11 protein-coding genes are annotated in these 13611 nt (G+C 65.5%); 7 read left to right on the top strand and 4 right to left on the bottom strand.

The features are described 5' to 3' along the window. The first annotated feature begins 1 nt into the window (after position 1). From XH83_RS28150 to XH83_RS28140, 3 genes are read left to right on the top strand one after another with little or no spacing between them, the layout of a single operon-like run. Positions 2-1033, top strand: coding sequence for a TRAP transporter substrate-binding protein (locus tag XH83_RS28150; RefSeq protein WP_194403886.1), 1032 nt, complete (start codon positions 2-4; stop codon positions 1031-1033). A gap of 5 nt (positions 1034-1038) precedes the next feature. Continuing rightward, positions 1039-2892, top strand: coding sequence for a TRAP transporter large permease subunit (locus tag XH83_RS28145; RefSeq protein WP_194408427.1), 1854 nt, complete (start codon positions 1039-1041; stop codon positions 2890-2892). 12 nt (positions 2893-2904) lie between these two features. Then, the gene (locus XH83_RS28140) at positions 2905-3882 is read left to right on the top strand and encodes a hydroxyacid dehydrogenase (protein ID WP_194403885.1); all 978 of its coding nucleotides are present in this window, start codon (positions 2905-2907) and stop codon (positions 3880-3882) included. Between the two features lie 7 nt (positions 3883-3889). Here XH83_RS28140 and XH83_RS28135 read toward each other — a convergent pair whose 3' ends face one another. Continuing rightward, a complete protein-coding gene (locus XH83_RS28135) occupies positions 3890-5056 on the bottom strand; it encodes an ABC transporter substrate-binding protein (RefSeq protein ID WP_194403884.1) in 1167 nt (388 codons plus the stop codon). Positions 5057-5384: 328 nt separating this feature from the next. Between XH83_RS28135 and XH83_RS28130 the strand changes: the two genes are divergently transcribed. The 3 genes from XH83_RS28130 to XH83_RS28120 all read left to right on the top strand — a co-directional run bounded on the left by XH83_RS28130 (position 5385) and on the right by XH83_RS28120 (position 12063). Next, positions 5385-7775, top strand: coding sequence for an EAL domain-containing protein (locus tag XH83_RS28130; protein ID WP_246776343.1), 2391 nt, complete (start codon positions 5385-5387; stop codon positions 7773-7775). 248 nt (positions 7776-8023) lie between these two features. Continuing rightward, positions 8024-9322: an MFS transporter gene (locus XH83_RS28125; RefSeq protein ID WP_194403882.1), complete on the top strand. Its 1299-nt coding sequence runs from the start codon at positions 8024-8026 to the stop codon at positions 9320-9322. A 155-nt stretch (positions 9323-9477) separates the two neighbouring features. Further along, positions 9478-12063 carry an EAL domain-containing protein gene (locus XH83_RS28120; RefSeq protein WP_194403881.1) on the top strand — a complete coding sequence of 862 codons (2586 nt, stop codon included), beginning with the start codon at positions 9478-9480 and terminating at the stop codon, positions 12061-12063. A gap of 194 nt (positions 12064-12257) precedes the next feature. Here the strand turns inward: XH83_RS28120 and XH83_RS28115 are convergent, their stop codons facing one another. After that, on the bottom strand, positions 12258-12536 hold the full coding sequence (locus XH83_RS28115) for a hypothetical protein (RefSeq protein ID WP_194403880.1): 279 nt from the start codon (positions 12534-12536) through the stop codon (positions 12258-12260). Between the two features lie 241 nt (positions 12537-12777). Between XH83_RS28115 and XH83_RS28110 the strand changes: the two genes are divergently transcribed. Further along, on the top strand, positions 12778-13014 hold the full coding sequence (locus XH83_RS28110; RefSeq protein WP_194403879.1) for a hypothetical protein: 237 nt from the start codon (positions 12778-12780) through the stop codon (positions 13012-13014). A gap of 38 nt (positions 13015-13052) precedes the next feature. On the opposite strand, the gene XH83_RS28105 is transcribed toward XH83_RS28110, so the two are convergent. Both XH83_RS28105 and XH83_RS28100 read right to left on the bottom strand, forming a co-directional pair. Next, positions 13053-13274, bottom strand: a complete 222-nt coding sequence (locus XH83_RS28105; RefSeq protein ID WP_194403878.1) for a hypothetical protein — start codon at positions 13272-13274, stop codon at positions 13053-13055. A 49-nt stretch (positions 13275-13323) separates the two neighbouring features. Then, the gene (locus tag XH83_RS28100) at positions 13324-13566 is read right to left on the bottom strand and encodes a transcriptional regulator (protein WP_194403877.1); all 243 of its coding nucleotides are present in this window, start codon (positions 13564-13566) and stop codon (positions 13324-13326) included. Between the last annotated feature and the right edge of the window lie 45 nt (positions 13567-13611).

The following is a 13611-nucleotide window of genomic DNA, read 5'->3' as shown; positions in this document are numbered from 1 at the left end:
CATGACCATCGTGCCCGTGAACCGCCGCGCGTTCATCAAGTCATCGGCGGCGGTCACCGCCGGCCTCGTGCTCTCTCCCGCCATCATCGGCCGCGCCGAAGCTGCGACGCTGAAGCTGAAATGCTCCTCCTCGCTGCCGAACGATCCCAAATTCGCCAACGGCCGGGTCTACTACGACAATCTCGTCAAGAACCTGAAAGGGAATGGCCTCGGCGAGCAGGTCGAGGTCGCCTTTTTCCCCGACAACCAGCTCGGCCAGGAGATCGACGTCATCAATTCGGTGAAGCTCGGTGTCATCGACCTCATGGTGTCGGGCTCGTCGATCTCGGCCAATCTGGTGCCGCTGGTCGGCACGTACGATCTCGGTTTCCTGTTCTCGAGCTTCCCGCAGCAGACCAAGGCGTTCGACGCCGGCGCGGCCAAGCCGATCGAGGACGCGCTGCTCAAGGGCGGCAACATCCGCATCATCGCCTGGGCCTATAATTTCGGCTCGCGCAGCGTGCTGGCGAAGAAGCCGGTGAAGACGCCGGAGGACCTCGCCGGCCTCAAGATCAGGACGCTGCCCAACCCCGTCATCACCGAATGCCTGCGCCTGATGGGCGCCGCTGCGACGCCCCTGGCGTTCGGCGAAATCTACACGGCCCTGCAGGCCGGCGTGCTTGACGGTCTGGAGCACGATCCGCCGACGATCCTGGCCAGCAAATTCTTCGAAACGTCGAAATTCTACGCGCTGACCCAGCATAATTTCTCGCCGCTTGCGATCTATTTCAGCGACATGACCTATAACCGCATGGACCCGAAGCTGCGCGAAGGCTTCCTCGATGCTGCGAAGAAGGCCGCGGTCGACACCCGGGCCCATGGGCTCGCCGTCGAGAAGGAGGCGCTTGCGGCCCTGACCGAGAAGGGCGTGACGGTGGCCGAATGCGACCGCGAGGCGTTCAAGAAGCGCGTCGCGCCGCAGACCGAGAACTTCATGAAGGCGCGGCCGGAGTCCAAGGCCGTCATCGACATCATCCGCGCGACGCAAGCCTGATGACGATGACAGCCGCCGTGTCCGTTTCGGGCGGCCGCCGCGGCAGCATCGCCCTGCTGCTCCGCGTCAGCGATGCGATCGCGGCGATCCTGCTCGCCGCCGATCTCGTGGTGGTCTGCGTCTCCGTCCTGCTGCGGTTCTTCTTCAACGCGCCGGTTGAATGGTCCGACGATGTTGCGCGCGGGCTGATGGTCGGCTCGGCCTTTTTCGGCGCGGCGAGCGCGCTCGCGCGCGGCGAGAATGTCGGTGTTTCCTTCTTCCGCGACCTCTTGCCGGTGCGGCTGCGCGCGCTGGTCGATGCCGCCAGCGCGCTGTTGATCGTGCTGATTTCCGGCTACGTCGCCTACAACGCGATCAAGCTGGGTTCGCTGACCGCAGGCCAGACCACCGGCTCAGGCCTGCCGCTGGAATTGACCTTCTATCCCATGGGGGTCGGCGCGCTGTTCATGACGGTGTTCGCGATCGACCATCTCTGCGCAAGGCCGCTGCCAGAGATCGTCAGGGGGCTCATCGCGATCATCGTCGTCACCGGCCTTTATCTGGTCTGGGACTATCTGTCGCCGTCCTCGGTGCCGTCGGCAGGCACCTTGATGCTGATCGGCTTCTTCGCAACCCTGTTCGGCGGCCTGCCGATCGGTTTTGCGCTGGCGCTCGCCGCGCTGATCTTCATCTGGGTCGAAGGCGCGTTGCCCGGCGTGATCTTCGCCCAGCAGATGGCGCGCGGCATCGACAATTTCGTGCTGCTGGCGATCCCCTTCTTCATCCTCGTCGGCTATCTCATGGAAGCCAACGGCATGTCGGTGCGGCTGATCGAGCTGTTGCAGCGCGCGGTCGGGCGCATGCGCGGCGGCCTCAACGTCGTCATGGTCGCTTCCATGGTGCTATTCTCGGGCATCTCGGGCTCGAAGATGGCCGATGTCGCAGCGGTCGGCTCCGTGCTGATCCCGGCCGCGCGTCGTTCCAGGCAAAATCCGGGCGGCGCGGTGGCGCTGCTCGCGGCCTCCGCCGTGATGGCGGAGACCATTCCACCCTGCATCAATCTGATCATTCTGGGCTTCGTGGCCAATCTGTCGATCGGTGGCCTGTTCGTCGCCGGCCTGCTGCCGTCGGCGCTGATGGCTTCTGTGCTGATTGCGGTCTCCATCATCTTCGGCAAGCGGCCGGAGCGGATCGAGGAGGTCGAGCCGCAGATGCCGGTGTCGGGGCTGTGGAGCGGTGCGATCGCCTCGTTCGGCCTGATCTTCATGATCTTCTTCGGCTTCAAGAGCGGCTTTGCCACCGCGACCGAAATCTCGGCCTTCGCGGTGGCTTATGCGCTGGTCGTCGGCAGCGTGGTGTTCCGGGAGCTCAGCTTCAAATCGGCCGCGCACAGCTTCGTGCAGGCCGCGACGCGCGCGGGTCTCGTCCTGTTCATCGTCGCCGCCGCGCAATCGCTGGCGTTCACGCTGACCCTGCAGCAGGTGCCGCATGCGGTCGGCGATTTCATGCTCGGGCTCTCCAAGACCTCGGGCGTCTGGCTGTTCATCCTGCTGGCGATCGCCGTGCTGATCGTGATGGGCTCGGTGCTGGAGGGCGCAGCCGCGCTGATCATCTTCGGGCCGCTGCTGTTGCCGGTCGCGGTGCAGCTCGGCGTCGACCCCCTGCATTTCGGCGTCGTGCTGGTCATCGCCATGGGCATCGGCCTGTTCGCGCCGCCGCTCGGGCTCGGCCTTTACGGCGCCTGCCTGATCGGCAACGTGCCGATCGAGCAGACGGTGAAGCCGATCATGGGCTATCTCGGCCTGTTGTTCCTCTGCCTGCTCGTCATCGCCTTCGTGCCGTGGCTGAGCACCGCGCTGCCGCGGGCGTTCGGTTACTGAAGGAGAGATGTCGTGAAGGTCCTGCTCGCGCACACGCCGGAGATGCGGCGCAACTATTACGGCGACCGTAGCCTCAACGGGCTGCGGGCGGCTGCCGAGGTTATCCTGCACGAGAGCGACGAAATCCTGGACGCCGCCGGCCTCGTGCGTGCCGCGAAGGACGCCGACATCATCGTCGCCGACCGCATGACGGAAGGGCGCGGCGAAATCTTTGCGCAATTGCCGCGTCTGCGGGCCTTCGTCCGCTGCGCCGTCGATATCCGCAACGTCGATGTGGAGGCGGCCTCGGCGGCCGGCGTGCTCGTCACCCGCGCTGGCCCCGGCTTCGTGCAGGCGGTCGCCGAGCTCGCGCTCGGCTTCATGGTCGATCTCTCCCGCGGCGTCTCGCGGACGACGGCGGACTACCAGGCCGGCCGCAAGCCGGAGGCGCGGATGGGCCGCCAGCTCGCCGGCAGCAGGCTCGGCATCATCGGCTATGGCAGCATCGGGCGATACCTTGCCGAAGTGGCAAAGGTACTGCGCATGGAGGTGCTGGTCTGCGATCCGTTCGCTGACGTCAGCGATGCCGCGATCCGGCAACTCGGCCTCGACGAGCTGCTCGCCGCGTCGGACTATGTCGTCTGCCTCGCGATCGCCAACGAGCAGACCGAAAATCTGATCGGCGAAGCGGCGCTGGCGCGCATGCAGAGGCATGCCGTCTTCATCAACCTCTCGCGCGGGAATCTCGTCGACGAGCCGGCGCTGGCGCGGGCGTTGCGCGAGGGCCGCATCGCCGGCGCCGCGCTGGACGTCGGCCGCGCGCCGGACCAGATGCCGACGCCGGAGCTGGCGAGATTGCCGAACGTCATCGCGACGCCCCATGTCGGCGGGCTGACGCCGCAGGCGATCGAATATCAGTCGCTGGAAACCGTGCGGCAGGTGGAAGCGATTGTGAAGGGCGAAGTGCCGCCGGGCGCGGTGAACGCCGACCGCTGGACGCGGCGGCCGTGAAGCGGCCCTACAGCCGGTCCACAGCCTTGAACGTCCCGTCCTTCTGGATCACCGTCAGAAACACCTTCGGCGGTGTGTCGAATGTGCGCACGCCGACGGTGACGGTGCTGCCGCTGATGTCGAAACGGCCGACATTGTTGATGGCGCGGAGCAGGCTCGCGCGGGTCGGTTTCGGCCCGGCGATTTCCAGCGCCGCGGCCGCGAGGCGGCCGGAGAGATAGCCTTCCAGCGACACGAAGTCCGGCGTCAGCGTCGGATCGAACGCCTTCTGCGCCGCCTGGTAGTCGGCGACGAGCTCGAGCGAGCGGTCCCACGGAAACGGCACGACCTGCGAGACGATGACGCCTTCGCCCTCGGGGCCAAGCTCCCTGGCAAGCGCGGTGGCGCCGACGAAGGAGATGTTGACGAAGGTCGGATAGAAACCGCTGCGGTGTGCGAGCTTGATGAACTCCGCGCAGGGCCCATAGGTCCCGACCATCACGATGGCCTCGGGCTCGGCACGCTTGATCGTTCGCCAGGCGGCCGTCACCGCCCGGGTGTTGCGCTCGAAGGTGCCTTCGGCGGCAAGCTCGAGGCCGCGCTTGGCGAGTGCGCGCTTCACACCGCTCAGCCCGTCGCGGCCGAAGGAATCGTCCTGGTAGAAGATGCCGATGCGGGTGAAGTGGCGATCCTCGGTGAGGTGCTTGACCCAGGCTTCGGCTTCCGCACCATAGCTCGCGCGGATGTTGACGACATTCGTGAGCTCGAGGTCGCGCAGGAATTCGGCGCCGCTGAACGGGCCGATGAAGGGAACGTTCCTGGCGCTGGTGATCGGAATTGTCGCCATCGCGGTCGGCGTGCCCACCGCGCCGATCAGCGCGAACACCTTGTCGTCCTCGATCAGGTGCAACGTCTCGGCCACAGAACGATCGGGGTCGTAGCCGTCGTCGCGGCTGACGAGCTGGAGCTTGCGGCCGTGCACGCCGCCTTTGGCGTTGATCTCGGTGAAGGCTGCGACGATGCCTTGCCGCATGCGCTGTCCAAGCGCGGAGGAGGGGCCTTCCAGCGCGGCGGCCTGGCCGAACAGGATCGCATCCTCGCTGACGCCGGTCTCATCGCCTCTGGCGGCGAGCGCGGTCGCTGACAGGAGCAGGAAGGTCAGGACAACGGATCTCGTTGATCGAAATCGATACATCGGAAGGTCTTGCCGGATGCTGGAAGAAACCTTCCGCAACATATCCCTGCGAGCCTGAATAGCTCGCTAAGCGGCACGGTATCGAAGGGCCGTAGTACTCCGGGCAAAACCGGCAAGTTGTTTCCACTATGCCCAGTCATTCGCGCACTTCGTTAACTAATCCATGCAGTGCGGAACGATCCGGTTCCGAAATTGTGCAGTTCTTAACCGCGGTCTTGTTCCGATAGCCGGGCCGCAGCCTCAACCAGAGGTTCCGGCTGTCGCGGGATAGGGGACGGCGGCTTTCAAGATGGGCGATCGCGATCAGAACGATCAGGATCGAAGGCGGATGACCGGATGGTGGCGTGCTGCGCCGCTGCTCGGGCTCTATCGCCCTGCGCTCGTCGCGGTCGGCGTCGGCCTTCTGTTCTCGGTCGTGGGTGCGGCCGCCGTGGCGCGGTGGGAAGATCGCGTCAACAGGATCGAGTTCGAGAACGCGGCCGAGACCGAAGCGATCGTCATGCAGAACGGCATGGGCGAGTACATCTCGAGGCTGGTCGCGCTGCGCACGCTGTTCGAATCGACCAACGACGAAGTCACCCGCAGCGAGTTCGAGACCTTCAGCGCCCGCCTGTTCGAGCGCCATCCCGGCATGCTGCGCATTGCCTGGCTGCCGCGCGTCAACCGCAAGGAACGCGTCGAGTACGAGACTGCGGCGATCACGGACGGTGTGTCCGGCTATCGCATCAAGGCGCTTCAAGGCGAGAAATTCGTGACTGCGCCGCAGGGCGACGAGTACTTTCCGGTGTTCTACTCGACCCAGCCGAAGACCTCGTTGGTCTACGGCATGGACTACGCCACCGTTCCGGAGCGCCGCGCGGTTCTGGAGCGCGCGCGCGACAACGACAAGGTCGCGGCCATCCGCACGCGCCTGTTCGAACCGAAGGAGGGGGGCCGGCTGCCCGACGTCCTCGTTGCCGTTCCCGTCTATGCCAAGGGGACGTCGCGCGAGACGGTTGCGGACCGGCGTCGCAATCTCGCCGGCTTCGTGGTCGGCATCTTCGACCTGCCGCTGTTGATTCAGACCATTCGCGTGACCACAGGCGCAAGCCCCGCGGTCAGCATGAACGTCTATCCGCCGTTCACGGCGCAGATCGTCGGCCTGGAGCAGATGCTGCCGGACTATTCGTCGGCGGCCACGGCGCCGCAGTCCATGCGCGACGTCGCGCGGGCGCTGCACTGGTCGGGCAGCCTGAAGATCGGGGATACCGATTGGCAGGTGCGTGCGGTTCCGACCGCCGGCGGTGCGCTGGAGACGACCTATGATCGCGCGGGCGCGGTGCTGATCGTCGGCTTGCTGCTGACGCTGTCGTTGTCGACCTATCTCATGCTCGCGAGCCGCAATTCACGGCGGCTGTCATTGGCCAACCGGCGGGTGCTCGAGCTCGCTCAGACCGACATCCTGACCGGATTGCCGAACCGCGCCTTCTTCCTGACCCGGCTCGACGAGATGAACAGCCAACTGGGCGTGCGCGGCCTGCCGTTCTCGATCCTGATGCTCGACCTCGATCGCTTCAAGAACGTCAACGATTCCCTCGGTCACGGCGCCGGCGATGCGCTGCTGCGCCAGGTGGCACAGCGGCTGAAATCCGCCGTGCGCGCCAACGACGTGCTGGCGCGGCTCGGCGGCGACGAGTTCGCCGTCATCCAGGAAGCCGGCGCGGATCAGCGCGCCTGCTCGACCGAGCTGGCGGCGCGGATCGCCAAGCTCTTGACCGAACCGTTCCTCCTGCCCGGCCACCGCGTCGAGATCGGCACCAGCATCGGCATTGCCATCGCGCCGGATCACGGCAGCGATCAGGAGCAATTGCTGAAGAAGGCGGACCTTGCGCTCTATCGGTCGAAATCGGCGGGCCGCAACTGCTTCACCATCTACGACGAGGCGATGTCGGCCGAGCTGGAGGCCCGCAATACGCTGGAGGGGGACCTGCGCGACGCCATCGCGCGGTGCCAGTTGGAGGTGCATTACCAGCCGTTCATCGACGCCCTCAGCGGCGCGCGGCGCGGCTTCGAGGCGCTGGTGCGCTGGCGGCATCCGACCCGCGGCCTGATCCCGCCGGACCAGTTCATCCAGCTTGCGGAGGAGACCGGGCTGATCGTGCCGCTCGGCGAATTCGTGCTGCGGCGCGCCTGCGCTGATGCGGCCGGCTGGCCTTCCAATCTCGCGGTCGCCGTCAATTTGTCGCCGATCCAGTTCAAGGAAGCCGAGCTGTTCGAGGTGATCTGCGCGGCGCTCGCGGATTCCGGCCTGCCGCCGCACCGGCTGGAGATCGAGATCACCGAATCCGTCCTGCTGGAACGCGGCGGCGAGAACCACGCCTTCATGCAGCGGCTCAAGCAGCTCGGCATCGAGCTCGCGCTCGACGATTTCGGGACCGGCTATTCCTCGCTGAGCTACCTGACCGCGTTCCCGTTCGACAAGATCAAGATCGACAAGTCGTTCATCCGCAATCTCACGCAGCAGCCGCGCAGCTCCGCCATCATCTCCTCGATCGTGACGCTGGCGCGCGGGCTCGACATGTCGGTGACGGCCGAGGGCGTCGAGACCCGCGAGGAGTACGAGCGGCTGAAGGCGCTCGGCGTCAATTTCGCGCAAGGCTATCTGTTCGGCCGCCCGCAGCCGATCGAGCGGATCCTGTTCGACGCCCCCGCCAAACCGTCGCGCCGCGACGCCGCCTGAGCGCACCGCCTCTAAGGTCCTTGAACAAGAAGCCGCCATGCCGGGCCTTGTCCCGGGCATCCACGTTCTATGTCTCGTTGACAAGGGCGTGCATGGCCGGGACACGCCCGGCCATGACGATGCGGAAGCATCATGCCCAGGCTCTGGCATCATGCGAGCCCCGCGGCTCGAGCGTACAAGCGAAAAGCGCTTGACCCGGACCGCTCCGGATGGTCGGTAGCACCATCTAGGGGTGAAACAATCACATCATGCGGCTTCCGTTCTTCTACGGCTGGGTCGTGGTCGCCGTGACCTTCGTCACCATGGCCATCGGCGTCAACGCGCGTACCGCCTTCTCATTGTTCTTTCCGCCGATCATCTCCGAATTCGGCTGGGAGCGTGGCGTGACCGCCGGCGCGTTCTCTTTCGGCTTCGTCGTGTCGGGCGTGGTCAGCCCGCTGATCGGCCGCTTGATGGACCGCGCCGGCCCGCGCGCGGTGATGGAACTCGGGGTCGTGCTGATGGGGGGCGGCTTGCTGCTCGCGCCGCTCACCAGCGCGCCCTGGCATCTCTATGTCACCATCGGCGTCATGGTCGGCGCCGGCTCGGTGTGTCTCGGTTATTCCGGCCAGTCGCTGTTCCTGCCGAACTGGTTCATCCGCAAGCGCGGGTTTGCCATCGGCATCGCCTTCGCCGGCGTCGGCATCGGCTCGGTGACGCTGCTGCCATGGGTGCAGCACATGATCGAACAGACCGGCTGGCGCACCGCCTGCACCGCGATGGGCCTGCTCATCCTGGTGGTGCTGGCGCCGGTCAACTTGCTGCTGCACAAGCGCCCGCAGGACATCGGCCTCGAGCCGGACGGCGATGCCGCCCCGGCTGCGGGCGATGCCCAACCGATCTCCAACATCGTCGATCCCGTTTGGGTCAACACCGACTGGACGCTGAAACGCGCCGTTGCGACCGCGCGCTTCTGGTGGATCGCGATCGGCTATTTCTCCGGCCTGTACATCTGGTACGCGGTGCAGGTGCATCAGACAAAATTCCTGCTCGACATCGGCTTCAGTCCCGGTGTCGCGGTGTGGGCGCTCGGTATCGTCAGCGTGCTCGGCATTCCCGGCCAGATCGTGCTGGGCCATGTCTCCGATCGCATCGGACGGGAGTGGGTCTGGGCGATCAGCTGTGCGGGCTTCGTGATCTGCTTCGCCGCGCTGATCGCCTTGAAGTATCAACCCTCGCTCTGGCTTGTTTACGTCATGGTGTTCGCGCAAGGTGCGCTCGGCTACGGCCTCACCTCGATCATGGGCGCGGTGGTGTTCGAGATATTCCAGGGCAAGCACCAGGGCAGCATCTTCGGTACGATCATGCTGGCGGCGCTGGCGGGCGGTGCGGCCGGACCGTGGGTGACCGGCCTGCTCTATGATCGCGCCGGCGACTACACGCTCGCCTTCGGCATCGCGATGATCGTGAGTGGATTGTCGGCGCTGTCGATCTGGCGGGCATCGCCGGGAAAGGTGCGGGCCGTCGCCGGCCGGCTGCACGAACTCCAGGGCCGAACCGCGGAGTGAGTTCCGGGCACACCGCATTACCTGCGCTTCCTTCGCGGAATGTTAAGCATGTCGCGGCTTGGCAAATGCGAGGGAGGATTGCAAAAACGTCTTGGACACCATCGGAGCGTTAGCCTCGGGCCGATTGCCGCTTCTTCCCTATGCCCGGTCCACCGATGTCTGCTTGCGATGGTGTTGTGACAGAAACTTCGGACGTGCTGCTTGCTGCGCTGGAGCGCGCCGACGATGGCGTCGTCATCGTCGACAGCGCGCATCGCATCACGCATTTCAACGCCAGTGCGGAGCGGATCTGGAAGCTCGCGCGCACCGACGCGCTCGGCCGCGATGCCGGAATTCTCACCCTGAAATGCCTTCAGGCCGATCCGGTCGCGGAATTCCGCGACGAGATCAGCCTCGTGCGGAACGATGGCAGCCGGATCCGTGCCGCGATATCGCTGTCGTCGATTGCGCATGACGGCGCGACCCATCGCGTCGTGTTCGCGCGCGACGTCACCGCGGATGCCGAGCGCCGCGTCAGGATCGGACTTCTCCACGCCGTCTCCGATCAGACCAACCGGGCGGTGATCATCACCGATACCGAGCAGAACATCGTCTACGTCAACTCGGCTTTCACGGCGCTGTTCGGCTACGCCAGCGATGAGGCCGAGGGCCGCCGCGCAGGCGAGCTGATCGCCGGCTGTCACACCGACCGCAGGGCGGTCGAGAGGCTCGTCAAGCGACTGATGCATGGCGGTCGCCGCGGCGAAGCCGAAGTGCTCGCCTACGACAAGGATGGCGAGGAGATCTGGGTCTGCGCCCGGATCGATGCTTTCCGCGACAAGAAGGGCCAGGTCAGGCACATCTTCGCGCTGCTCGAGGACATCACCGAGACCAAGCAGTTGCGCTCGCTGCAGCAGCTCATCATGGGCTCGCTCGCGGACGAAGTTCCGATTACCGACATCGCCGACCGGCTATGCCGCCGCGTCGAGGAGATCGCGCCGGACGTCGTCTGTTCGCTGCTCCACGTCGATGCCGCCGGCCTGATCCACCCGCTCGGCGGTCCCTCGCTGCCGGAGGATTATTCACGCGCGCTGGACGGGATTGCGATCGGCCCGAATGTCGGCTCCTGCGGCACTGCCGCCTTCTACGGCAAGCCGGTGCTGGCGACCGACCTCGAGACCGATCACCGCTGGCAACCCTACAAGGCGATGCCGCTTGCGATCGGCCTGCGCGCCTGCTGGTCGACCCCGGTCAAGGCCAAGGACGGCCGAGTCATCGCGACCTTCGCCTTCTACTATCGGGAGCCTCGCGCGCCGAGCAACTGGCACCGGCGCATCGTCGAGGCTTGCGTCAATCTCGGAGCCTTCGCGATCGAGCGCAAGGAGGCACGCGCCGAGATCGCGCGGCTCGCCTATCACGACATCCTCACCGGCCTGCCGAACCGCGCGCAGCTGCGGAATCTGATCACCACCGCGATCGATGCCTGCCCGACCGGCAGCCATATCGCGCTGGCCTTCCTCGACGTCGATCATTTCAAGGACGTCAACGACACGCTTGGTCACGCCGCCGGTGACGAGCTGCTGATCCAGCTGGCCCAGCGTCTGCGCGAGCAGATCGGCCCCGAAGACATGCTGGGACGGCTCGGCGGCGACGAATTCGTCATCCTGCTGCCGCAGCGCAACGCGCAAGACGCCGAGCGCGTCGCGGCCGGGATCACCGAGGCGCTCGCCGCGCCCTTGAGGCTGGGATCGAAGCTGATGCCGATGTCGGCCAGCATCGGCATCAGCCTCTATCCCGACCATGCGACCGACATCGACACGCTGATGCAGCAGGCCGACGCCGCCATGTACATGGCCAAACAGGCCGGGCGCTCGACCCATCGCATCTTCAGCGCCGAGATGAACGCGCTCACCGAGCAACGTCTGGCGCTGATCGCAGCGCTCCGTCGCGCCGTCGCGGAAGGAGCGCTCAGCCTGAGTTACCAGCCGCAGATCCGCAGCTCCGACGGCGCGATCCACGGCGTCGAGGCGCTGTCACGCTGGCATGACGCCGAGCTCGGCAACGTCTCGCCGGCGAAGTTCATTCCGCTCGCCGAGGAGTGCGGCCTGATCGAGCAGATCGGCCTGTGGTCGGTGCGCGAGGCCTGCCGGCAGATGGCGAGCTGGCGCCGCGCCGGTCTCGACATCCCCTGCGTGTCGGTGAACCTGTCGCCGATCAATTTCCGCAACGTCACGTTGGCCGCGCGGCTCAAGGACATCCTCGCCGAATACGATCTGCCGGCGGAAGCCTTGATGCTGGAGATCACCGAAGGCGCGTTCATGCAGGACAGCGTTGCCGCCCTCGAGACGATGAACGCGATCCGCGAGCTCGGCGTCGGCCTCTCGGTGGACGATTTCGGCACCGGCTATTCCAGCCTCAGCCGCCTCGCGCATCTGCCGATCCGCGAACTCAAGATCGACCGCAGTTTCATGCGCGATATCGAGAAGGATGCAGGCGCCCTCGCCATCGCCACCGCCGTGGTGCGCGTCGGCCAGGGCCTCGGCATGACCGTCGTCGCCGAAGGCGTCGAGACCGACGGCCAGCGCAAGACGCTGGCCGAGCTCGGCTGCGACGTCGTGCAGGGTTTCCTCTACGCCCCCGCGCTTCCCCCCGTCGCCTTCGAGCGCTGGCTGATCGAGCATTGCGCCGAGCAGGCGAAGACGATGCTGGCGCGGCTCGGGGTTGGACCGGCTGGCATGGCCGGGGTGAAGCGGTCGGCATAATTGCCGAACCGGCGATCTTCCTCGGCCAATAGGAACGTATCGGAACGCCGGCGGTTTGATCTATGATACCTGCGGAGGGGCGCCACGCCGTATCCAGTTTGGAGGATGCATGGGCCCGACGAAGAGACCGGAAGACGCCATTCCCTTGGTTCGATCGGCAGGTTTTCGACCGTCGCAACCGCTGCTCGGAGCCATCACGGCATGGATGGCGTTTCAGGAAGAAAACGCCCAGTCTGTCCCAGGCAATAGCTCGCTTGGTGGAGCTGGGGCTTACGCACGCCGACCAGGATCGACAGAAGCTGCGCGCCCGCGAAATGGCCGGCGATACGATTGATCGCATAGGCGACGCGACGACGACAGCGGACGATCGGGCAATCCGCAAGCAGGATCTGCTCGATGGACCCAAGGAGTTCGGACGCGTGCGAATTGATCGTGCCAAACGCGGCAAGCCGATCCAGGAATGAGGCGACCACCTGGAAGCCCCCATACCGGAGGACTTCGGGCCGCCGGAGAGATAGAGGACGTAAGATGAAACGGCATTCCCAATCGCGTGCAGAGGATGAGGCGAACAGCCACTTCAAGCAGGCCGCGGCAAAGCCGGCGACCGACTACGAGAAAGCGGAACAGGCTTTCAAGGATAACCGGGAACGATTGAAGGCTGAACGGTTGGCGAGGGAAGCCGACCGACCAAGCCCGTCCGACAGGACGCGTTAGATGTCGCTCTTCTACTTCGACATCTGGGATGGTGAAGCGCTCGTCGTTGACGAAGAAGGCCTGGATCTGGCCGGCCAACGCGCCGCGGAGGTCGAGGCCGCGATGTCTCTGGCCGACATCGCCAGACAGCTTGAGCCACTCGCCAGCAGCGACGGTTTGGCCGTCAATGTTCGGGATGCGAGCGGACCGGTGTTGAGAGCGATATTCGTTTGCGAAAAAGTTCAGTCGATCAATTGAGATCGCGGCGAGCCGGCCATACAGCCCGAGCGCTTTGGCTAAAGCATCGAAAGCACGACGATCCCGTCTTCGAGCTCTCCTGAAGCAAGCCGTGCCCGAGCAATACGCTCGAACTCGGTTCGATTCCTCTGCAAATAGCTGAAGGCCTGCTTCTGCGTGTTGAACGTCGTGGCGAGCTGGCACATCTGCCGAGTTGCACCGGACGCGAGAAAGAAGGTGATGGTTCCGTGGTCAGATTTGATTCTAGGCACGATCTGCACTCTCCGGCATGGGATCGGCCCCCTCAATTCGGCGGCGTCTTGAAGACGATTACCGCGTCGGCTTCTTCGAACGCTTCTTGAGCGCCGGTGGGGGCAAAGCGAGCCGAACAGCTTCGTCAGCCGCCTCCTTGGCCTCGCGCGCAGCTCGGAGCCGCGCCATGTTCTTGCGAACGTCGATGGCCTGCCTTTCGGCGTCAGCCATGGCCCGCACGCCCTCTTCAGCGGCCAAACGCCGCCGATCGGATCGCGCAACGCTTTCGGCTGATGGTTCTGCCGTCTTCTTTGTGCCCATCGTTCACCCGGCTCCGTAAACGACTAAACCCGCTCAATCCTGGGA

The sequence above is a fragment of the Bradyrhizobium sp. CCBAU 53351 genome (genome assembly GCF_015291745.1).
GTDB lineage: Bacteria > Pseudomonadota > Alphaproteobacteria > Rhizobiales > Xanthobacteraceae > Bradyrhizobium.
The sequence above is the reverse complement of the archived record's forward strand: the minus strand, read 5'-3'. Positions and strand labels throughout refer to the sequence as shown.

What these genes read in the sequence shown, in the direction of transcription:
- XH83_RS28110 (WP_194403879.1), top strand. Translation starts at nt 12,778, where the DNA reads ATGTCGCTCTTCTACTTCGACATCTGGGATGGTGAAGCGCTCGTCGTT.
- XH83_RS28100 (WP_194403877.1), bottom strand. Translation starts at nt 13,566, where the DNA reads ATGGGCACAAAGAAGACGGCAGAACCATCAGCCGAAAGCGTTGCGCGA.
- XH83_RS28120 (WP_194403881.1), top strand. Translation starts at nt 9,478, where the DNA reads ATGTCTGCTTGCGATGGTGTTGTGACAGAAACTTCGGACGTGCTGCTT.
- XH83_RS28125 (WP_194403882.1), top strand. Translation starts at nt 8,024, where the DNA reads ATGCGGCTTCCGTTCTTCTACGGCTGGGTCGTGGTCGCCGTGACCTTC.
- XH83_RS28130 (WP_246776343.1), top strand. Translation starts at nt 5,385, where the DNA reads ATGACCGGATGGTGGCGTGCTGCGCCGCTGCTCGGGCTCTATCGCCCT.
- XH83_RS28145 (WP_194408427.1), top strand. Translation starts at nt 1,039, where the DNA reads ATGACAGCCGCCGTGTCCGTTTCGGGCGGCCGCCGCGGCAGCATCGCC.
- XH83_RS28135 (WP_194403884.1), bottom strand. Translation starts at nt 5,056, where the DNA reads ATGTATCGATTTCGATCAACGAGATCCGTTGTCCTGACCTTCCTGCTC.
- XH83_RS28150 (WP_194403886.1), top strand. Translation starts at nt 2, where the DNA reads ATGACCATCGTGCCCGTGAACCGCCGCGCGTTCATCAAGTCATCGGCG.